Origin of the sequence: Intrasporangium calvum (genome assembly GCF_028446585.1) — a bacterium.
In the GTDB taxonomy this organism is placed as follows: domain Bacteria; phylum Actinomycetota; class Actinomycetes; order Actinomycetales; family Dermatophilaceae; genus Intrasporangium; species Intrasporangium calvum_A.
The window spans coordinates 1-18,501 of sequence record NZ_JAPFQL010000001.1 but is presented as its reverse complement, the minus strand read 5'-3'; the positions used below and the strand labels follow the sequence as shown (position 1 = coordinate 18,501).

At 70.3% G+C, this 18,501-nt stretch carries 19 protein-coding genes; 10 read left to right on the top strand and 9 right to left on the bottom strand.

Annotated elements, in window-relative coordinates:
- Nucleotides 1-70: 70 nt before the first annotated feature.
- Nucleotides 71-577 (bottom strand): GbsR/MarR family transcriptional regulator, encoded by a 507-nt coding sequence (locus tag OO014_RS00095; RefSeq protein WP_272460190.1) that lies wholly within the window; start codon nt 575-577, stop codon nt 71-73.
- Between the two features lie 57 nt (nt 578-634).
- On the opposite strand from OO014_RS00095, the gene OO014_RS00090 reads away from it, so the two are divergent.
- From OO014_RS00090 to OO014_RS00070, 5 genes are all read left to right on the top strand, one after another.
- Nucleotides 635-1,555: an ABC transporter ATP-binding protein gene (locus tag OO014_RS00090; protein WP_272460189.1), complete on the top strand. Its 921-nt coding sequence runs from the start codon at nt 635-637 to the stop codon at nt 1,553-1,555.
- Nucleotides 1,552-3,207 carry an ABC transporter permease gene (locus tag OO014_RS00085; protein ID WP_272460188.1) on the top strand — a complete coding sequence of 552 codons (1,656 nt, stop codon included), beginning with the start codon at nt 1,552-1,554 and terminating at the stop codon, nt 3,205-3,207. The genes OO014_RS00090 and OO014_RS00085 overlap by 4 nt, the downstream gene beginning before the upstream one ends.
- Before the next feature lie 63 nt (nt 3,208-3,270).
- Nucleotides 3,271-3,996, top strand: a complete 726-nt coding sequence (locus OO014_RS00080) for a YwiC-like family protein (protein ID WP_272460187.1) — start codon at nt 3,271-3,273, stop codon at nt 3,994-3,996.
- 177 nt (nt 3,997-4,173) lie between these two features.
- Nucleotides 4,174-5,550, top strand: coding sequence for an MFS transporter (locus OO014_RS00075; RefSeq protein WP_272460186.1), 1,377 nt, complete (start codon nt 4,174-4,176; stop codon nt 5,548-5,550).
- A gap of 114 nt (nt 5,551-5,664) precedes the next feature.
- Nucleotides 5,665-6,024 carry an RNA polymerase-binding protein RbpA gene (locus OO014_RS00070; protein WP_272460185.1) on the top strand — a complete coding sequence of 120 codons (360 nt, stop codon included), beginning with the start codon at nt 5,665-5,667 and terminating at the stop codon, nt 6,022-6,024.
- Nucleotides 6,025-6,122: 98 nt separating this feature from the next.
- Here the strand turns inward: OO014_RS00070 and OO014_RS00065 are convergent, their stop codons facing one another.
- The 7 genes from OO014_RS00065 to OO014_RS00035 form a co-directional block, all read right to left on the bottom strand.
- On the bottom strand, nt 6,123-6,614 hold the full coding sequence (locus OO014_RS00065; RefSeq protein WP_272460184.1) for an FxsA family protein: 492 nt from the start codon (nt 6,612-6,614) through the stop codon (nt 6,123-6,125).
- Nucleotides 6,611-7,426 carry a polyprenol monophosphomannose synthase gene (locus tag OO014_RS00060; protein WP_272460183.1) on the bottom strand — a complete coding sequence of 272 codons (816 nt, stop codon included), beginning with the start codon at nt 7,424-7,426 and terminating at the stop codon, nt 6,611-6,613. Before OO014_RS00060 ends, OO014_RS00065 begins: the two co-directional genes overlap by 4 nt.
- 7 nt (nt 7,427-7,433) lie before the next feature.
- Nucleotides 7,434-8,942 (bottom strand): apolipoprotein N-acyltransferase, encoded by a 1,509-nt coding sequence (gene lnt / locus OO014_RS00055; protein WP_272460182.1) that lies wholly within the window; start codon nt 8,940-8,942, stop codon nt 7,434-7,436.
- Nucleotides 8,943-8,992: 50 nt separating this feature from the next.
- Entirely contained in the window at nt 8,993-9,397 is a 405-nt protein-coding gene (locus tag OO014_RS00050) for a hotdog domain-containing protein (RefSeq protein ID WP_272460181.1), read from the bottom strand.
- Nucleotides 9,394-10,140, bottom strand: coding sequence for an OAM dimerization domain-containing protein (locus tag OO014_RS00045; RefSeq protein WP_272460180.1), 747 nt, complete (start codon nt 10,138-10,140; stop codon nt 9,394-9,396). Before OO014_RS00045 ends, OO014_RS00050 begins: the two co-directional genes overlap by 4 nt.
- Nucleotides 10,137-11,774 carry a lysine 5,6-aminomutase subunit alpha gene (locus OO014_RS00040; protein ID WP_272460179.1) on the bottom strand — a complete coding sequence of 546 codons (1,638 nt, stop codon included), beginning with the start codon at nt 11,772-11,774 and terminating at the stop codon, nt 10,137-10,139. Before OO014_RS00040 ends, OO014_RS00045 begins: the two co-directional genes overlap by 4 nt.
- Nucleotides 11,775-11,872: 98 nt before the next feature.
- Complete coding sequence (locus tag OO014_RS00035) at nt 11,873-12,961, bottom strand: L-erythro-3,5-diaminohexanoate dehydrogenase (RefSeq protein ID WP_272460178.1); 1,089 nt, start codon at nt 12,959-12,961, stop codon at nt 11,873-11,875.
- Nucleotides 12,962-13,052: 91 nt separating this feature from the next.
- Between OO014_RS00035 and OO014_RS00030 the strand changes: the two genes are divergently transcribed.
- The 4 genes from OO014_RS00030 to OO014_RS00015 all read left to right on the top strand — a co-directional run bounded on the left by OO014_RS00030 (nt 13,053) and on the right by OO014_RS00015 (nt 16,993).
- Nucleotides 13,053-14,504: a KamA family radical SAM protein gene (locus OO014_RS00030; RefSeq protein ID WP_272460177.1), complete on the top strand. Its 1,452-nt coding sequence runs from the start codon at nt 13,053-13,055 to the stop codon at nt 14,502-14,504.
- 97 nt (nt 14,505-14,601) lie between these two features.
- Nucleotides 14,602-15,219 (top strand): TetR/AcrR family transcriptional regulator, encoded by a 618-nt coding sequence (locus OO014_RS00025; RefSeq protein ID WP_272460176.1) that lies wholly within the window; start codon nt 14,602-14,604, stop codon nt 15,217-15,219.
- Between the two features lie 5 nt (nt 15,220-15,224).
- Nucleotides 15,225-15,737 carry a Cys-tRNA(Pro) deacylase gene (gene ybaK / locus OO014_RS00020; protein WP_272460175.1) on the top strand — a complete coding sequence of 171 codons (513 nt, stop codon included), beginning with the start codon at nt 15,225-15,227 and terminating at the stop codon, nt 15,735-15,737.
- A gap of 5 nt (nt 15,738-15,742) precedes the next feature.
- Nucleotides 15,743-16,993 carry a multidrug effflux MFS transporter gene (locus OO014_RS00015; protein ID WP_272460174.1) on the top strand — a complete coding sequence of 417 codons (1,251 nt, stop codon included), beginning with the start codon at nt 15,743-15,745 and terminating at the stop codon, nt 16,991-16,993.
- A 13-nt stretch (nt 16,994-17,006) separates the two neighbouring features.
- Here the strand turns inward: OO014_RS00015 and OO014_RS00010 are convergent, their stop codons facing one another.
- Nucleotides 17,007-17,465 (bottom strand): Lrp/AsnC family transcriptional regulator, encoded by a 459-nt coding sequence (locus OO014_RS00010; protein WP_272460173.1) that lies wholly within the window; start codon nt 17,463-17,465, stop codon nt 17,007-17,009.
- 66 nt (nt 17,466-17,531) lie between these two features.
- On the opposite strand from OO014_RS00010, the gene OO014_RS00005 reads away from it, so the two are divergent.
- Nucleotides 17,532-18,485 (top strand): 5'-3' exonuclease, encoded by a 954-nt coding sequence (locus OO014_RS00005; protein WP_272460172.1) that lies wholly within the window; start codon nt 17,532-17,534, stop codon nt 18,483-18,485.
- Nucleotides 18,486-18,501: the final 16 nt, after the last annotated feature.

Below are 18,501 nucleotides of genomic sequence, written 5' to 3'. Positions count from 1 at the left end.
CGAGGGCAAGGCTACGGGCTGGGGGGAGCGCTCCTGAACGTAAAATGACATAATGTCGATTATCGGCGTTCTACGATGCTCCGAAGACGTCGGTGCGGTGCGCCGACCAGCGGTCCATGACCTTCTCCTCCTCGAGACGCAAGAAGCGATAGAACTCCTGCGTCTCGCGCATCCGTCGGGCGCCCGCGGAATCCCGCGGCAGGATCTGCGCACCCTCCGCTGCGGCGTGCTCGTAACGCTCGAGCAATGGCACGCGTTGGCGAAAGATCGTTCCCCAGACGTCTTCGTCGAAGATTCGGTAGACATCGCACCGCGCGCCCGGCTCGCGTTCCCTGGCCAGCAGGCCGACCCGGGTCAGGTACTTCACGGCGCCCGAGATGGCCGCCGGGCTGACCCCGACGCCGTCGGACAGCTCCGCCGCGGTGTATCGGTCTGCGTCGTCCGCCAGGACAAAGGCGAACACCCGCGCGGGCATCCTGGGCAACCCGGACTCCGTCAGGACGAGCGCGAACCGCTCCACGAAGCGCAGCAGCTCAAGGCGGTCCTCGTCCTGCGGCCCCTCTGCTTCGCCGACCACGATGCCTCCCAGTAAATTGCCTTCACGGTTTTGTGAAGGGAGTGTAGCGTCAACAGTATGGCTTCGATCCTGGTTTCTGGTGTCCACAAGTCCTTCGGTTCCACCATCGCCCTCGACGGCCTCGACCTCGAGGTCGCCACGGGCGAGGTCCATGGGTACCTCGGGCCCAACGGTGCCGGCAAGACGACGACGATCCGCACCCTCCTCGGCCTGCTCCGCGCGGACCGGGGAACCGTTCGCCTCCTCGACGGTGACCCGTGGCGCGACGCCGTCGCCCTGCACCGCCGACTCGCCTACGTCCCCGGCGACGTCAACCTCTGGCCCAACCTGACTGGTGGCGAGGCAATCGACGTCTTCGGGTCCCTGCGCGGCGGCCTCGACCGGACCCGCCGGGACGAGCTCATCGAGCGGTTCGACCTCGACCCGACGAAGAAGGGCCGCACGTACTCCAAGGGCAACCGCCAGAAGGTCGCCCTCATCGCGGCCCTCGCCTCCGACGTGGAGCTCTACCTCCTCGACGAGCCCACCGCAGGCCTCGACCCGCTCATGGAGGTCGTCTTCCAGGACGTCATCAGGCAGCTGCGCGACGACGGCAAGACGGTCCTGCTCTCCAGCCACATCCTCAGCCAGGTCGAGAAGCTGTGCGACCGCGTCAGCATCATCCGCCTCGGCAAGGTCGTCGAGACCGCCACGCTGCTCGACCTCAGGCACCTGACGAGGACGACGATCGAGGCGGACACCCGGGAGGTGCCGCTCGGGCTCGACCGCCTGACCGGCGTCCACGACGTGACCATCTCCGGCCACCGCGTCCGCTTCTCGGTCGACAGTGACCACCTCGACGAGGCGGTCCGGCATCTCAGCACCCTCGGCCTCGGCAGCCTGGTCAGCCAGCCGCCCACCCTCGAGGAGCTCATGCTGCGCCACTACGGGGACGAGCTCGCCGGCAACGGTCGCGAGAAGGTCGGGCAGGACCGATGACCACGACAACCACCCGCCCCACTCCCCCGGTCCGGCCCGCGCAGCGTGCCGGCGGGCCGCTCACTGGCTTCGGGGCCCTCCTGCGGCTCATCGCGCGCCGCGAACGGATCCGGGTGCCCGTCTGGATCCTGGCCATAGCCGGCCTGCAGTCGGCAGGGGCCGCGGCCTATCCCGGCCTCTATCCCGACGAGGCCGACCGGCAGGCCCAGGCTCTGATCATCGGCTCGAACCCGGCGATGAAGGCGATGACCGGCCCGGGACACGGCCTGGACGACTACACCTTCGGCGCCATGATGACGAACGAGTACCTCGGCATCGCGGTGATCTTTGCCGCGCTGATGAGCGTGTTCCTGGTCGTGCGGCACACCCGCGCCGAGGAGGAGGAAGGCCGGGCCGAGCTCGTTCGCGCCAACGTCACGGGCAGCGAGGCGGCTCTCAGCGCGGCCCTGGTCGCGGCAGTGATCGCCAACGTGGCGCTGGGGGCTGCGGTGGCCATCGGCATGGCAGCTCTCGGCATCGAGACGATCGACTGGCCGGGCTCGATCCTCTTCGGAGCAGCGTTCAGCGCGGTCGGCATCGTCTTTGCCGCGATCGCGGCGGTGACCTCTCAGGTCACGCAGTTCTCCCGCGCCGCCTCCGGCATGGCCGGCGCCCTCATCGGGGTGGCCTATCTGCTTCGAGCCATCGGCGACGTCATGGAGAACGGGCTGTCGTGGCTCTCCCCCATCGGCTGGGCCCAGGCGACCGCGGCCTATGTCGACAACAACTGGTGGCCGATCCTGTTGTCACTGGTCGTGGCGGCGGCTCTCGCTGCCCTCGCGTTTCGGCTGGCCGCACGCCGTGACGTCGGAGCCGGCCTCCGAGCGGAGCGACGCGGTGTCGCGGAGGGGTCAGCCCTGCTCGGCACCCCGGTCGGTCTCGCCTGGCGGCTCCAGCGCGCGACGGTCATGTGGTGGGCCATCGGCATGTTCGTCTTCGGCGCGTCGTATGGCTCGGCCATCGACGTCATCGAGGACTACGCCGGCAACGAGGTCGTCGCTGACCTCATCGAGAACCTCGGCGGGGCGACCCTCACCGAGTCGTACCTCGCCATGATCATGGGAATCCTCGCCATCGCCGTCTCGATCTTCGCCGTGACGTCTGCACTTCGTCCGCGCCGCGAGGAGACCTCAGGCCGCGCGGAGGCGGTGCTGGCGACCGGCATCTCACGCACGGAGTGGTATGCCTCGCACCTGGTCATCTCGATCGTGGGCAGCGCCGCGATCCTGCTGGCGACCGGCCTCGGCCTGGGTCTGGCGGCCACGGGCACGTCGGCGGGAAGCTCGATCCTCGGCCAGGTGATCCCGGCGATGCTCAGCTATGCGCCTGCCGTGTGGGTCGTCGTCGGCGTCGCCCTGGTGCTCGTCGGGTGGGCGCCCCGCGCGACGCTCGTCGCCTGGATCGTCGTGGTCCACGCGTTCCTGATGCGCTACCTGGGGGCCCTGCTCGACCTCCCCGAGTGGATGATGAGCCTCTCCCCGTTCCGGCACATCGCCTCGCTGCCTGCGGAGGACTTCCGTGCCCTGCCGGTGCTCCTCCTCACCGTGCTGGCAGTCGCGCTCATCGCGATCGGCCTCGCCGGCTTCAACCGACGGGACGTCGAGGCCACCTGATCGGGTCACCGGGCCACTGCGACTCGGTGACCGAGCTCTGGCACGGCCATCTAGGCTCACCCCGTGAGCAGGACACGGGGCCCCGGTTGGGTGCCCAACCAACACGGTGCATGGGCCATGCTCGCCTCTCCCCTGGCAGTCGGCGTCCTGGCGAGCGGCCCCGCCTGGGTCCATCTCCCCCTCACCGCCTTCTGGTTCGTCGGCTACTTCGCGTTCTTCGCGACGAGCCTGTGGCTCAAGGCCCGGCGCCGTCCGCGCTACTGGCCGCCCGTCCGGGCCTACGGGATCGTCGCGGTCGTGTCGGGCCTCGCCACGCTCGCCCTCGAGCCGCGCCTGATCATCTGGGCACCGCTCTTCCTCCTGCCCCTGGGCGTGGGGCTGGCGGCCGCGGCGGCCCGCCACGAGCGGGACCTGCTCTCAGGGCTGACGACCGTCGTCGGGTCGGGCCTGATGACCGTCGTCGCCTACGACGCTGGTCCGGGCACCGACCTCTCACGCGCCTGGCTCCTCGCACTGACCCAGTTCCTCTACTTCGCCGGCACCGTCTTCTACGTCAAGTCGGCGATCCGCGAGCGAGGCAACCGCAGGTTCCTCTGGCTGAGCGTCGGCGCCCATGCCGTCGCCACGGTCGTCGTCCTGCTGATCTCCCCCTGGCTCGCCCTCGTCTTCCTGTTGCTCACCGCCCGCGCCGCAGTCGTGCCCGGGCTGGGAGCCACCCCCAAGCAGCTCGGCATCGGTGAGATCGTGGCCACGGTCATCGTCGCGCTCGTCGCCCTCGTCACGGTGTAGAACGAGGGTCGGGCCCTGAGCACCGGTCCGGCTCCTGCCCGGCGCGCGCGGGCGCGTCTCGAAGGTCCCGCACTGGCCGCCCCTCGAGGACGCCGGCAGGACACGAGACGAGCACGAATTGCCGAACATGACGTGTTGCCGCACCCGGGCGGGCGTGCGTGTGGGAAAGTGCGGCCCATGACCGACGTCGCCGTCCACCGGGCCCGCCCGGAGACGAGGGAACAGCGCTCCTGGTACTGGTACGACTGGGCGAACTCCGCCTACGTCACGACGACGGCGACGGTGCTCATGAGCCCGTACCTCACGTCGGTCGCCAAGGCGGCAGCGTGCCCCGACCTCGCCGACGGCGCTGCCTGCACGACCAACTTGGACTTCTTCGGCGTCCCCATCTCCCCCGGGTCCGTCTATCCCTACACGGTGACGATCTCGACGATCGTCTCCGCGATCCTGCTGATCTTCGTCGGGGCCATCGCCGACCGGAGCACCCGGCCGACCCGGCTCTTCGCCGGGTTCGCGTGGGCGGGCGCGGCAGCGGCGTGCCTCATGTTCTTCGTGTCCGGCACCAACTGGCAGCTCGGTGTCCTCCTGGTCATGGCGGCGAGCTTCTGTCTCGGGGCGTCGCTCGTCATCTACGACTCGCTGCTGTGCCGCATCGCCAACGAGAACGAACGCGACCGCGTGTCCTCCAAGGGCTGGTCCTTCGGCTACCTCGGCGGCGGCCTCCTGCTCGCCCTGAACTTCGGCCTGGACCTCTTCCACGAGGACCTCGGGCTGGACCGGGCCATGTCGACGCGGATCAGCCTGCTGAGTGCCGGACTGTGGTGGGCGGCGTTCACCCTCATCCCCTACCTCGGCCTGCGCCACATCACGGGGACGGTCGCTGCCCCCGTCGACCGCAAGGCCGGCGTTGTCGGGGGCAGCCTGACGCAGCTGCGCACGACGTTCCGCGAGCTGCGGCTCTACCCCCAGACACTGCTCTTCCTCGTGGCGTACCTCTTCTTCAACGACGGGATCCAGACCGTCATCGGCAGCTCGAGTCTCTACGGCATCGAGGAGCTGAAGTTCGACGAGACGTTCGTGCTCGGGGTCTTCCTCTTCGTCCAGTTCGTCGCCTTCTTCGGCGCGCGGCTGTTCGGTCGGGTCGCGAGCAGGGTCGGGGCCTGGCGCACGGTCCTCATGGGGATCGGCCTGTGGACCGTGGTCGTCGTCGTGGCGTTCGTGACGCCGCAGCGGGCGATGACGATCTTCCTGGCCCTCGGGTTCCTCATCGGCATCGTCCTCGGCGGCACCCAGGCGCTCTCACGCTCGCTGTACAGCCAGCTGATCCCGAAGGGACGCGAGGCGGAGTTCTTCAGCCTCTACCAGGCGATGGAGCGCGGCACGAGCTGGCTCGGCACCCTCGCATTCGGCCTGACGTTCCAGTTCACCGGCTCCTACCGGTGGGCGATCATCGTGCTCATCCTCTTCTTCGTCGTCGGTGGCCTCCTGCTCGCCAAGGTCGACATGCGGCGCGGGATCGAGGAGGCCGGCAACCCGATGCCGGTCGTCGTGTGACCCTTCCGGGACCCGTCGGGAACAAGCCAACCGTCTGGCTCGTTCAAGCGTCTGTGAGGGTAGGTGCCCAAGTGGGTACAGGCCAGTAACAGACTTTTGTGGGAGGGGTCCCGAATGGCAGACCGAGCACTACGAGGATCGAACCTCGGCGCACGCAGCTTCGAGAGCGACGAGAACGTCGTCCCGAGTGAGCGCATGCTCACCGCGTACGTCTGTCCCAACGGCCACCGCACCGAGCTGCCCTTCTCCGTCGAGGCCGATGTGCCGCCAACGTGGGAGTGCCGGTGCGGGCTGGAGGCCCGGCTGCAGGACGGCCCGGAGCCGGAGGCCAAGCCGGTCAAGCACCAGCGCACGCACTGGGACATGCTGCTCGAGCGGCGGTCCATCCCCGAGCTCGAGGAGCTCCTCGAGGAGCGGCTGACGCTCCTTCGCGAGTCCCGCGGTGAGAAGCCGCGGCGCAAGAAGTCGGCCTGACTCTTCGACCCCTGGCCTGAGAGGGCCCGCCCCGTTCGTGGGGGCGGGCTCTTTCGCATGCCGGCCGTATGCCGCTGGGCGGGCTCCCGCTCAGCGGCTCACTCGTCGACGATCTCGCCTTCGACGACATCCCCTCCGGGGTCCCTGGGAGGACGCCGGCCAGCGATGCCGCCACCCAGGTAGGGCGACTGCGCGATGAGGCGCTTGGTGATCACCGTCTCGAGCAGTCGCCGGGCGACCGGACGTGTCATCGGCAGGACGAGGGCGAAGCCGACGAGGTCGGTGAGGAAGCCGGGAGTCAGCAGCAGCGTGCCGCCGATGAGGACGAGCATGCCGTCCGCGAGCTCGCGGGCCGGCATGCGACCGCTGCGCAGGGCCTGCACCAGGGCGGCCCAGGCCCGGCTGCCCTCCAGCCGGATCAGCCACGCACCGAGGATCGAGATCGCGACCAGCAGGAAGAAGGTCGGCCAGCCGCCGATGAGCTGTCCGACGCCGACGAGGGCCATCACCTCGAGGATGGGCACGACGAGGAGCAGCACCGCGACCACGCGGGTCGGTCGCAGGGAGTAGCGGCGCGGGGGCACGGTCATGGCTGGCTGCGCCCGCTCACGCCGCCCTGGTCCCCGGGAGCTGCGGCGGTCGCCCTGCCGCGGCGCAGGACCGAGCGGACCTGACCCATCCGGTGCTCGATCCCCCACCGGGTGACGCTGGTCAGCGCCTCGCGCACGATGTCCTTGCCCATCTTGGAGACGCCGACCTCGCGCTCGACGAAGGTGATCGGCACCTCGACGACCTTGAGCCCGGCCCGGATGGCGCGCAGCGTGAGGTCGATCTGGAAGCAGTAGCCCTGGGACTCGACGCCGGCCATGTCCATGGCCCGCAGAGCGCTGGCGCGGTAGACCCGGTAGCCGGCTGTGGCGTCGTTGACGCTCATCCCGAGGAGCACCTTCGTGTAGAGGTTGGCCCCCACGGAGAGGATCTTGCGGTGGGCTGGCCAGTTGCGGACCTCGCCGCCACGGACCCAGCGCGCGCCGATGACCACGTCCGCGTCCCGGAGGGCCGCGAGCATGGTCGGCAGCTGCTCGGGCTGGTGCGAGCCGTCGGCGTCGATCTCGACGGCGGCGTCGTAACCCTCGGCCAGCGCCAGGGCGAAACCGGCGAGGTAGGCGCGCCCGAGGCCTTCCTTGCCGGCCCGGTGCACGACGCGGATCCGCTCGTCCGCCGCCGCCAGCGCGTCCGCCACGGCGCCGGTGCCGTCCGGTGAGTTGTCGTCGAGGACGATGAGATCGGCGTCCGGCACGCTGGCTCGCAGCCGCTTGAGGATGAGGGGGAGATTCTCCCGCTCGTTGTAGGTCGGGACGAGCACGGCAACTCGGGTCACGGGTTCGCGCTGCGTCGTCATCCTGGGCTCATTCCGTCCTTCGTCGTGGGATTCGTGGGGTTCGTGGGACCAACAGCACGAGCAGTGCCAGTGCCGCCACCAGCTCGGGAATGCCGCCGAGCCGGACTGCCAGGGTCCTGGAGTCACGCAATGGTAGGGCACCCTCCACCACCGCCTGTGTGAACAACGACGTCACTTGGTGCGCGGTTCCGTCAGGGGTGATCAGGGCGCTCTGACCCACGGTCGACACGTGGACGACGGAGCGGCCGAACTCGATGGCCCGCAGGCGGCTGATGGCCAGCTGCTGCGGCGACTCGGCCGTGTAGCCGAAGGTCGCGTTGTTGGTCTGCACGACGAGCACGTTGGCGCCGGCATCGACCACATCGCGCATCAGGTCGTCGTAGGCCACCTCGAAGCAGATCGTCAGGCCCGCCCGGATCTCGAGCCCGGAGGTGGTCGGGACCGTGAAGAGGCCCACCTCCGAGCCCGGGTAGAAGTCGCGCCGGACGAGGTCGACCTTGTCGCTGAAGAGGCGCCAGAACTCGCGGTTGGGGATGTACTCGCCGAAGGGCACGGGGTGGCGCTTCACGTAGCGGTCGGTGTCCCCCTCCCCCGGCTCGAAGAGCAGCGAGGTGTTGGAGAGGTAGCCCTCCGGCTCCTCCAGCAGGCCACCGACGATCAGGGGCACGCCCGTCTGCGACACGGTGGCCCGGATCAGCTGGTTCGCGTCCTCATTGCGCAGGGGGTCGATGTCCGAGGCGTTCTCCGGCCAGACGTACAGGTCCGGGGCAGGTCTCCCCGACGCGCGGCGAGCCGCCGCGGTCGCCAGGGTCGTGTTGACGTGGTTGTCGAGGACGGCACGGCGCTCGGCGTTGAAGTCGAGGCCAGCGCGCGGCACGTTGCCCTGGATGCCGACGAACTGGGCAGTGGGCCCGTCCGTCGGCAACGGCACGAGCAGTCCTGCCCCGCCGAGCCCCAGCGCAAGGAGGCCGGGCAGCGCCACCCGGCCCAGCGGCATACGGCCGATGGCGCGAGCCACGACGAGGGCGAGCAGGCTCCCGGTGAGGGCCACGACGAAACCGACGAACGGCGCGCCCCCGACCGACGCGAGCCGACCGAAGGCGCTGTCGGCCTGGGAGAAGGCGATCTTCACCCAGGGAAACCCGCCGTAGGGCGTCCGGGACCGCAAGCTCTCGGTGACGACCCAGACCAGCGCGAACGCCAGGGGACGCACGGTGCCGCGCCTGCTCAGCCACGCATAGAGCGCTCCGGCGAGCGCCACGAAGAGGGCTTCCAGGGTGGACAGCGCGAACCAGGGCAGGTTGCCGACGTAGATCCCGGACCAGTGCAGCGTCGGCACGAAGAAGGCGAGGCCGGAGAGGAGGCCGAGGCCGAAGCCGGCCCGCGTCCTGACCCCGGTCAGCACGAACGCGAGGAGGCCGAGCGCCACGGGGGCGGCGACCCAGATGTCGAAGGTGGGGAACGCCAGGCACAGCAGTCCCCCGCTGGCGAGGGCACCGAGGACGCGAGGCAGCACGGGCCTAACCGTATGCCGAGCGGCGGGAAGCGGTGGTGCGGGGGTGCCGCTCAGGGGACGACGACGACGCCCCTGGCCGTCGTCGCGACGACCGGGGGGTCCAGCACGTCGGCCGAGGAGGCACCCCGCTCAGGGTTGCCCCGACCGACGACCCGCACCTCGAACGCCATCTCGCGGCTGCGCCGTCCGACCCGCACGATCTCCGCGGAGATCTCGATGACGTCGCCGGCCCGCACCGGCGCGACGAACTGCACGTCGCTGTAGGACGCGAAGAGGCCTTCGTCGCCGTCGGTGATGATGCACATCTCGGTCGCGACGTCCCCGAAGGCCGCGAGCGAGTAGGCACCGTCGACGAGGTTGCCGGCGTAGTGGGCGTGGCTGTAGGGCACGTAGCGCCGGTGCACGACGCGGGTGCCGACCGCTGCCGTGGTCTGACGGGGTGCGGTGTCGCTCATGACCTGCCCTTTCGCGTGGCGATCTCGTGGACGAGGTAGCTGGCGACCTCGCCGGGGGTGGTGCCGCGGCCGAAGATGCGGTCGACGCCGAGGGTGGCGGCGGAGCCCTCCTCGAAGCGGGGCCCGCCCACGACGAGGATGGGCACCTGGCCCGCGGGGTAGGCCTCGCGGAAGGCGGCGGACATCTGGGTCGTGTTGTGGATGTGGGCGTCCTTCTGGGTGACCACCTGGCTCACGAGGACGGCGTCGGCCTTCTCGGCGCGGGCCCGGGCGACGAGGTCAGGGACGAGGACCTGGGCGCCGAGGTTGACCACCTTGATCTCACGGTAGTACTCGAGGCCCTTCTCGCCGGCGAAGCCCTTGATGTTGAGGATCGCGTCGATGCCGACCGTGTGGGCGTCGGTGCCGATGCACGCGCCGACGACGACGAGCTTGCGCCGCAGCAGCTTCCTGATCGCCGTGTTGGCGTCCTTGGCCGACAGCAGCGGGTACTCCCGCTCGATGACCTGGACCTCGTCGAGATCGACCAGGTGGGTGACGCTGCCGTAGACGACGAAGAAGGTGAAGTCGGGGCCCATCGCCTTGGCGTGGACGAGCAGGGCCGGCTCGAGGCCCATCTTGCGCGCGAGCTGGAGGGCGGCACCCTCGGCGCGCTTGTCGTGGGGCACCGGGAGCGTGAACGACAGCTGCACCATGCCGTCGCCGGTGGTGTCACCGTAGGGACGCACGATCGACCCGGTCATCGTCGCGCTCCCTTCGCCGCTGCTGCCGTATGCCGCTGGGCTCGGTCGGGTGCCCAGGCGTCGAGCTCCGCGATGGCGGGGTTGTGGTAGCCGGGGGCCCGCTCGACGACGCCGTCGAGGCCCTTGCCGGCGGTGGCGGGGCGCTTCATCAGGCCGAAGGTGCCGTCGGCGATGGCGGCGAGCAGGGGTGGGTCCCCGGCCGGGTCGGAGTCGTGGACGATGCGCTCGAGCAAGTCCACCGCCTCGCCGAGGACCTGTCGGGCCCGGGTCTGGATGAACCCGTCGCGGGGCGGGTGGAAGTCCTCGGTCAGGCCGCTCGCGGCGTTCATGACGTAGCGGACGTTCTGCAGCGCCAGATCGCGGTCGGACAGGAACGGCGTGACGACCGCCTCGGTCATCATCCCGACGAGGAGGATGCCCTGCCCGGTCATCGCCCCGACGAGGTTGAAGAACCCGTCGAGGAGGTAGCCGCGGAAGACGTCGCCGGTCATGTGCTTCGTGGGCGGCATCCACTTCAGGGGGGCCTTGGGGAACAGCTGGCGGGCCAGCATCGCGTGCGCCAGCTCGAGCCGGAAGCTGTCGGGCACGTCCGGGTTGATCTCGAAGGCGTGGCCGAGGCCGAGCTGCCAGTCCTCGAGGCCGGCCTCCTTGGCGAAGCGCTCGTTGAGCAGCTGGCTGACCGTCACCGTGTGCGCTGCCTCGACCGCGTCGGCCGTGGTGAGGTAGTTGTCCTCCCCGGTGTTGATGATGATCCCGGCGCGGGCATGGATCTGCCGCGAGAAGCGCTGGTCCACGAAGGTGCGGATCGGGTTGATGTCGCGGAAGAGGATGCCGTACATCGAGTCGTTGAGCATCATGTCGAGGCGCTCCATGCCGGCGAGCGTCGCGATCTCGGGCATGCAGAGCCCGGACGCGTAGTTCGTCAGCCGGACGTAGCGGCCCAGCTCCTTGCTGACGTCGTCGAGCGCCGCCCGCATGAGGCGGAAGTTCTCCTGCGTCGCGTAGGTGCCGGCGAACCCCTCGCGGGTGGCCCCCTCCGGGACGTAGTCGAGCAGAGACTGTCCCGTGGAGCGGATGACGGCGATGACGTCCGCACCCTCCCGCGCGGCGGCCTGAGCCTGCGGGATGTCCTCGTAGATGTCGCCCGTGGCGACGATGAGGTAGATCCACGGTTTCTGCCTGGGGTCCCCGAGCCGGTTGACGAGCCGCTCCCGGGTGCGGCGGGCGGCGTCGATGCGCTTGAGACCGAGCGACACCCCTCGAGTGGCGGCCCGCTGGGCCGCCTTCTCCTCACGCCCGGTGGGAAGGCGGAAGGAGACGTTGCCGCTCGACGCCATCTGGGCGAGCGTGGCGAGGTCGGCCGCCTCGCCCCGGAGCAGCGCGTCGTAGACCGGGGTCGTGACGCCGTGCTCCAGGCCGACCTGCTCCCGGACGGCGGTGACGAGGTGGTTGACCCAGGGAACCCGCTCGTGGTCGGCGCCGGACAGGCCCGCCAGGCGCAGGGTGGCGCGCTCGACGGAGACGGTCGTGTGCCGCTTGGCGATCGAGACGACGGGTGCCGCCGCTCTGCGGGCCAAGGCGCGGGCCTTGCGGACAACCTCTGGGTCAAGCTCGAGACGGGCCGGAGAAGTCACGGCAACAGCCTAGCGAATGCCGGAGATCTTGCGGCACATCCGGCCTTCCACCGCAAGATCACGATGTCGAGGGGCGTGGGCGCCGGACGATCGTGGGGCTACTCGGCCAGGAGTCGCTGCTCGAAGAGTCCTCGGACAGCTGGGTTGGTCCGGATCAGCCCCAGTGCCAGGTCGGCGTGGCCGGGGACGTAGCCGTTGCCGACAAGCATCCGGACGTCGGAGGCCAGCCCCTCGGCGCCGAGCGCCGCTGCGGCGAAGTTGGTCGCCATGCTGAAGAAGATGATCGTGCCGCCCTGTGCCGTGGCGAGGATGGCCGGCTGCTCGCACCCCGGCACGTCGACGCAGACGACGGTGATGTCCGCCGGCCCGCCGGCGTCCTCGACGGCGCGACTCAGGCCGAGGGGTGAGCGCGCATCCGCGATGACGACCACATCCGCCAGACCGGTCGGCTCGAGGAGCCCGCGCTCCCGTTCGTTCGGCACGACGGCGATGAGTCGGCCGGCGCCTGCCTGCCGCGCGGCCGCCAGCGACAGCGAGCCGGACTTGCCCGCCCCGCCGAGGACGGCCACGGTCGGCGCCCCGCCGGACCCCGTGGGACGGTCGACGTACTCCCCCACCAGGCGCTGCACGAGTGCGGGCGCGCCGCACACGTCCATCACCATCAGGGCGAGGCGCGGGTCCAGGTCGTCCGGGATCCGGGCCGCGATGGTGCGGCCGAAGAGGATGGCGTGACCACGAGCCGGCACCTGCTCCGATCGCCCGTCCCAGCGCGCCAGCCCGTCCGTGATGGCGAGCGGGGTCAGGGACAGCGAGACGAGAGTGGCGACCCGGTCGCCGACGTGCAGGTCGGTGCGGCTCTCGGGCCCGACCTCGGCCACCGTCCCGATCAGCATGCCACCGGAGCCGGTCACGGGGTTCTGCATCTTGCCCCGCTCCGCGACGATGCCGAGCACCTCCGCCCGCACCGCGTCGCCGTCGACCGCCCCGTCGGTGGTGTGCTTCTCCGCGAGCTGACGGAACGACGCGGCATCGAGGTTGAGGGTCTCCACGTCGATCCGCACCTCGTCCGGCCAGAGGTCGGGGCGAGCGTCGAGCCGCCGCGCCGCCTGCGGCAGTGTGATGGCGTCGCCCGCCGGGTCGAGAACGCGGTGGAGGCCCACCGGGGAAGAGGCTGATCGTGTAGTCACGTAGAGATCCTTCGGTGTGAAGCGGGCTAGACGCAAGATCCTCCCGCAGCATACGAGATTGCCCGCCGATACTTCGGCTATCGTGAGACACATGACGAAGGTTGAGCAGCCCTACGTGTATCAGCGCCGAGAGCTCGTCGAGCCCGACTGGACCCGCTTCCCAGGCTGGCGCGGGGTGACTCAGTCCGACTGGGACAGCGCTCAGTGGCAGCGCGTCAACTGCGTCCGCAACGTCAAGCAGCTCCGGGCCCTGATGGGCGACCTGCTGGACGACCGCTTCTACGCCGACCTCGAGCGGGACCAGGCCGAGCGCGCGACGATGTCGATGCTCGTGCCGCCGCAGATGCTCAACACGATGGTTCCCGCGACCAGCACCCCGATGCCGGCCGCCGGAGCGGAGTTCACCGAGGCGTTCTACGCCGACCCCATTCGCCGCTACATGCTTCCGGTCTTCTCGGACCGGCGCACGGACTGGCCGTCGCATCCCTTCGCCTCGCGTGACTCCCTGCACGAGCACGACATGTGGGTCGCCGAGGGGCTGACGCACCGCTACCCGACCAAGGTCCTCGCCGAGCTGCTGCCCACGTGCCCGCAGTACTGCGGACACTGCACGCGCATGGACCTCGTGGGCAACAACACCCCGCAGGTCAACAAGCTGAAGTTCGAGCTCAAGCCGGTCGACCGCTACGACGCCATGCTCGACTACCTGCGCCGCACGCCGACGGTCCGCGACGTCGTGGTGTCCGGCGGCGACGTCGCCAACATGCCGTGGAAGAACCTCGAGGCCTTCATCGACCGGCTGCTCGAGATCGACAACATCCGCGACATCCGGCTGGCCACGAAGGCGCTGATGGGCCTGCCGCAGCACTGGTTCGCCGACGACGTCGTCGAGGGCGTGGCCCGTGTCGCCGCCACCGCCCGCGCCCGCGGTGTCTCCCTCGCGATCCACACCCACGTCAACAACGCCCAGTCGGTCACCCCAGCCGTCGCCCGTGCCTCCCGCGCCATGCTCGAGGCAGGGGTCCGGGACGTCCGCAACCAGGGCGTCCTGATGCGCGGCATCAACGACTCACCGGAGCAGCTGCTCGACCTGTGCTTCGCGCTCGCTGACGGTGCCTCCATCACGCCGTACTACTTCTACATGTGCGACATGATCCCGTTCGCCGAGCACTGGCGCCTGTCGCTCGCCGAGGCCCAGCGGCTCCAGCACTCGATCATGGGCTACCTCCCCGGGTTCTCCACGCCGCGCATCGTCTGTGACGTGCCGTTCGTCGGCAAGCGTTGGGTGCACCAGCAGGACGAGTACGACACCGAGCGGGGAATCTCGTACTGGCGCAAGAACTACCGCACCTCGATCGAGGGAGAGGACACCGAGGCACTTTCTCGGGAGTACGTCTACTACGACCCGATCTACACCCTGCCCGAGACCGGTCAGCAGTGGTGGCGCGACTCGGTCGACCACGACGAGCTGCTCGTCGCGGCGGAGCAACGGGCGGCCGCGAGCCGCGCCGCCGCCGAGTCCCAGCTCGTCGACAGCCACTGAGCCGCCTCGCGCGACGCCGCGCGGAGGCTCCAGGCTGCTGGTCCCAGCCCCTGGCAACCTCCGCGGGCGCCGACCACCGTCGCCATAGACTGCCGTCGTGACCGCCAAGCCGCCGACCCGTGTCCGCATGCCCCGAGCCGAGCGCGAGGCGCAGATGCTCGAGGTCGCCGAGCGAGTGTTCGGGCTCCACGGCTTCCACGCGACGACGATGGACGAGATCGCCGAGGAGGTCGGCGTCACCAAGCCCCTCATCTACGACTACTTCGGGTCCAAGGAGGGGCTCCTGGCCGCGACCATCGAGCGGGCGCGGCGGCAGCTGCTCGAGGCGCTGATCAACGCCTGGGTGGCCGACTCGGAGCAGGCTGCTCGTGATCGGGTGCGGGGCGTGATCACCGCGTTCTTCACGTTCGTCGACGAGCGGGAGCAGGCCTTCGCCATCCTGCGCACCGAGGGGTCGCTGATCGGCGAGGCTGCGGCCGTCGTCGAGCGGATCCGCCAGCAGACCGCCAAGGCCCTCGCCGAGGGCATCAGCATGCTCCCGGAGTTCGCCGAGCTCGCTCCCGGCCGCGTGGTGTTCCTGGCCGAGGTCATGATCGGTGGCATCGAGCGGCTGGCCGTCTACCGCAGCGAACACCCGGGCATGACATCTCAGGAGGCCGCCGAGCTCGTGATGACGCTCTACTGGGACGGCCTCGGCTCACTGGCCAGGGACTGACGGCCTTGCCCCGACAGCACGGCGGGGACCGCACGAGGTCGGCCGGTCCCGCCACCCCGGCGACCGCTGCCCTCGACCGGCTGGGCATCGACCATCGTGCGCACACCTACGCCCACGACCCGGCAGAGACCGGCTACGGTGCCGAGGCGGCCAGAGAGCTCGGTGTCACGCCTGAGCGCATCTTCAAGACGCTCCTGGTCGACACCGGCCCGGCGCTCGCCGTCGCGGTCGTGCCGGTTGCGGGACAGCTCGACCTGAAGGCCATGGCCGCCGCACTGGGTGTGAAGACCGTGCACCTGGCAGACGCAGCCGACGCCGAGCGCAGCACCGGCTACGTGATCGGCGGGATCTCGCCGCTCGGGCAGCGTCGGCGCCTGGCCACGATCATCGACTCGTCCGCGCTCGAGCACGACACCGTCTACGTCTCCGGAGGCCGACGCGGATTCCAGGTCGAGCTCTCCCCCACTGAGCTGATCCGGGCCACCGCCGGCTCCTCCCGTCCCATCGCACGGGCCTGAGCGTCGTGCCGCGCTCCAGCGACCGCCTGACCCGGGCCACCCTCGTCCTCGTGCTGGCCGCCCTGACCATGGTCGGGCCGTTCAGCATCGACGCGATCCTGCCCGCCTTCGACGTCCTCTCCACCGACCTGCGCGTCGACGACGCGACCGTGCAGCAGACCCTCAGCGTCTACCTCACGAGCTTCGCCGTCGCGAGCCTCTTCCACGGCTCCGTCTCGGACGCCCTGGGACGCAAGCCCGTCATCCTCGCCGGGGGCGCCCTCTATGCCGTCGCCTCGGTGTGGTGCGCCCTCGCTCCATCGATGCCCGTGCTGCTCGCGGGTCGCGCGGCCCAGGGCCTCGTGGCAGGAGCCGGGATGATCGTGGGTCGCACGGTCGTTCGTGACCTCTACGACGGGCCCTCGGCGCAGCGGTTCATGAGCCACATCTCGATGATCTTCGCCATCGCCCCGGCCCTGGCCCCGATCGTCGGCGGCTGGATCCTCGGCTGGGGGTCCTGGCGCACGATCTTCTGGGTGCTCGCCGCCTACGGCCTGTTGATCGTGGTCGTGGCGGGTCTGCTGCTGCCAGAGACGCACCCGCCCGCCGCGCGGATCCCGTTCCGCCCGCGGCCCCTCCTGCGGTCGCTCGGCAGTGCCGCACTGGACCCGTCGGTGCTGCGCCTCAGCAGTGCGATCGCGCTCAACTTCTCCGCCCTCTTCCTCTACATCGCCTCGGCTCCGGCCATCATCGTCGACCACCTCGGTCTCGGAGCGCGCGATTTCGGCGTCCTCTTCGTGCCCCTCGTCCTGGCGATGATGGTGGGCTCGTTCCTCACCGGCCGCCTCGTGGGGCGCGTCCGTCAGGGCGTCTTCGTGCTGACGGGCTTTGCCGTCGCGATCGCCGGCTCCGTCTTCGCCGTCGCCTACCAGGCGTCGGTTCCCGAGCCGGAGACCGCCTGGAGTGTCGTGCCCGCCGCCACGGGGGCGCTCGGCGTGTCCCTCGTCTTCCCGATCCTCACGATCAGCCTGCTCGACCTGCGTCCTCGGGAACGAGGCGCCGTCTCCTCGTTCCAGGCCTTCCTCAGCACCCTGCTCAACGCGGTGGTCGCCGGGGCGGTGGCTCCCCTCGTCAACGGCTCGCTCGTCACCGTCGCGCTCGTGTCCGGCGCCTTCACGTCGGCGGCCCTGCTCCTGTGGTTGTGGCATCGCCGCTCCCACCAGCCGCCCCCGACGCCGGTCGCCACCCCCATCGAGGAGCCGACCGACCAGCTCTGAGCGAGAACGAGCCTCAGGCCCGGTGCGGCTGCTCGGCTGCGCTGCTGCGGCCCTCCCAGGGCGTCGAGAGGACGACGGTGGTGCGGGTGGAGACGTTGGCGGCCGTGCGGATGCGGGCCAGCAGGTCCTCGAGGGCGCCGGGCGTCGAGGTGCGGACCTTGAGGAGGTAGTTCTCCACGCCGGCGACGGAGTAGCAGTCCTCGATCTCCGGGATGTGCCGCAGCCGGTCCGGCACGTCGTCCGGGGCGCTCGGGTCGAACGGCGTGACGGAGATGAGGGCGGTCAGCGGCAGCGCCAGCGCCTCGGGCGAGACGATCGCCGAGTAGCCGGTGATCACGCCGCGCTCCTCGAGCCGGCGGACCCGCTGGTGCACCGCGGACGTGGACAGACCCGTGGCGCGGCCGAGGTCGGTGAAGCTCATCCGGCCGTCTGCCAGGAGCAGCCCGACGAGCCGGCGATCGAGGTCTTCCATGCTCGAACCCTAACCGAGGGGATCAGTGCAGCGTCGGTCGTTCCACGACGAGGACCAGATGGCACGATGGCCGACATGACCGGACGCCTCCTGCTGCTCGACACTGCCTCGCTCTACTTCCGGGCCTTCTACGGTGTCCCCGAGGTCGTCGGGCCGAGCGGTGTGCCGACCAACGCCGTCCGTGGCCTGCTGGACATGATCGCCTCGCTCGCGGAGCGCGCCCGGCCGTCGCACCTCGCGGCCTGCTGGGACAACGACTGGCGTCCTGCCTTCCGGGTCGAGGCGATCCCGACCTACAAGACCCACCGGGTGGCAGGCGCCGCCGCGGGCTCGCTCGACACCACGGTGCTCGAGGAGGAGGTGCCCGACGGTCTCGCCGTTCAGGTGCCGATCATCGTGGACGCCCTCGCCGCCCTCGGGCTCGCGCGGGTCGGGGTCGACGGTCACGAGGCCGACGACGTCATCGGCACCCTCGTCACCCTGCACCGCGGACAGCTCCCCATCGACATCATCACCGGCGACCGCGACCTGTTCCAGCTCGTCGACGACGCCAACGAGGTCCGGGTCGTCTACACGGCCCGCGGAGGGGTGCGTAACCCCGACCTCGTCGACGAGGCCTTCCTGCTCGAGAAGTACGGCATCCCCAACGGTCCTGCCTACGCCGACATGGCGGCCCTGCGCGGCGACACCAGCGACGGCCTTCCGGGGGTGGCGGGAATCGGCGAGAAGACCGCCGCCAAGCTGATCACGACCTACGGCTCGCTCCAGGCTCTCCGCGCCGCGATCGACTCGGGCGACCCCGCCCTCAAGGGTGCCCAGCGGGCCCGTCTCGAGGCCGGCGCCGACTACCTCGACGTCGCGCCCAAGGTGGTCGAGGTGGTCCGCGACGCACCGGTGGGCGACGTGGACCTGCGCGTCCCGACCGCGGTGGCCGACCCCGCGCTGATGTCGCGACTCGCCGTCGACCACGGCCTGACCAACTCCTTCGACCGGGTCGTCAGCGCGCTCCGGCTCAGCTAGCCACCCACCGACGGTG

What these genes read in the sequence shown, in the direction of transcription:
- OO014_RS00050 (WP_272460181.1), bottom strand. Translation starts at nt 9,397, where the DNA reads ATGAGCGACACCGCACCCCGTCAGACCACGGCAGCGGTCGGCACCCGC.
- OO014_RS00075 (WP_272460186.1), top strand. Translation starts at nt 4,174, where the DNA reads ATGACCGACGTCGCCGTCCACCGGGCCCGCCCGGAGACGAGGGAACAG.
- OO014_RS00010 (WP_272460173.1), bottom strand. Translation starts at nt 17,465, where the DNA reads ATGGAAGACCTCGATCGCCGGCTCGTCGGGCTGCTCCTGGCAGACGGC.
- OO014_RS00090 (WP_272460189.1), top strand. Translation starts at nt 635, where the DNA reads ATGGCTTCGATCCTGGTTTCTGGTGTCCACAAGTCCTTCGGTTCCACC.
- OO014_RS00085 (WP_272460188.1), top strand. Translation starts at nt 1,552, where the DNA reads ATGACCACGACAACCACCCGCCCCACTCCCCCGGTCCGGCCCGCGCAG.
- OO014_RS00045 (WP_272460180.1), bottom strand. Translation starts at nt 10,140, where the DNA reads ATGACCGGGTCGATCGTGCGTCCCTACGGTGACACCACCGGCGACGGC.
- OO014_RS00030 (WP_272460177.1), top strand. Translation starts at nt 13,053, where the DNA reads ATGACGAAGGTTGAGCAGCCCTACGTGTATCAGCGCCGAGAGCTCGTC.
- OO014_RS00060 (WP_272460183.1), bottom strand. Translation starts at nt 7,426, where the DNA reads ATGACGACGCAGCGCGAACCCGTGACCCGAGTTGCCGTGCTCGTCCCG.
- OO014_RS00065 (WP_272460184.1), bottom strand. Translation starts at nt 6,614, where the DNA reads ATGACCGTGCCCCCGCGCCGCTACTCCCTGCGACCGACCCGCGTGGTC.
- OO014_RS00070 (WP_272460185.1), top strand. Translation starts at nt 5,665, where the DNA reads ATGGCAGACCGAGCACTACGAGGATCGAACCTCGGCGCACGCAGCTTC.
- OO014_RS00005 (WP_272460172.1), top strand. Translation starts at nt 17,532, where the DNA reads ATGGCCGACATGACCGGACGCCTCCTGCTGCTCGACACTGCCTCGCTC.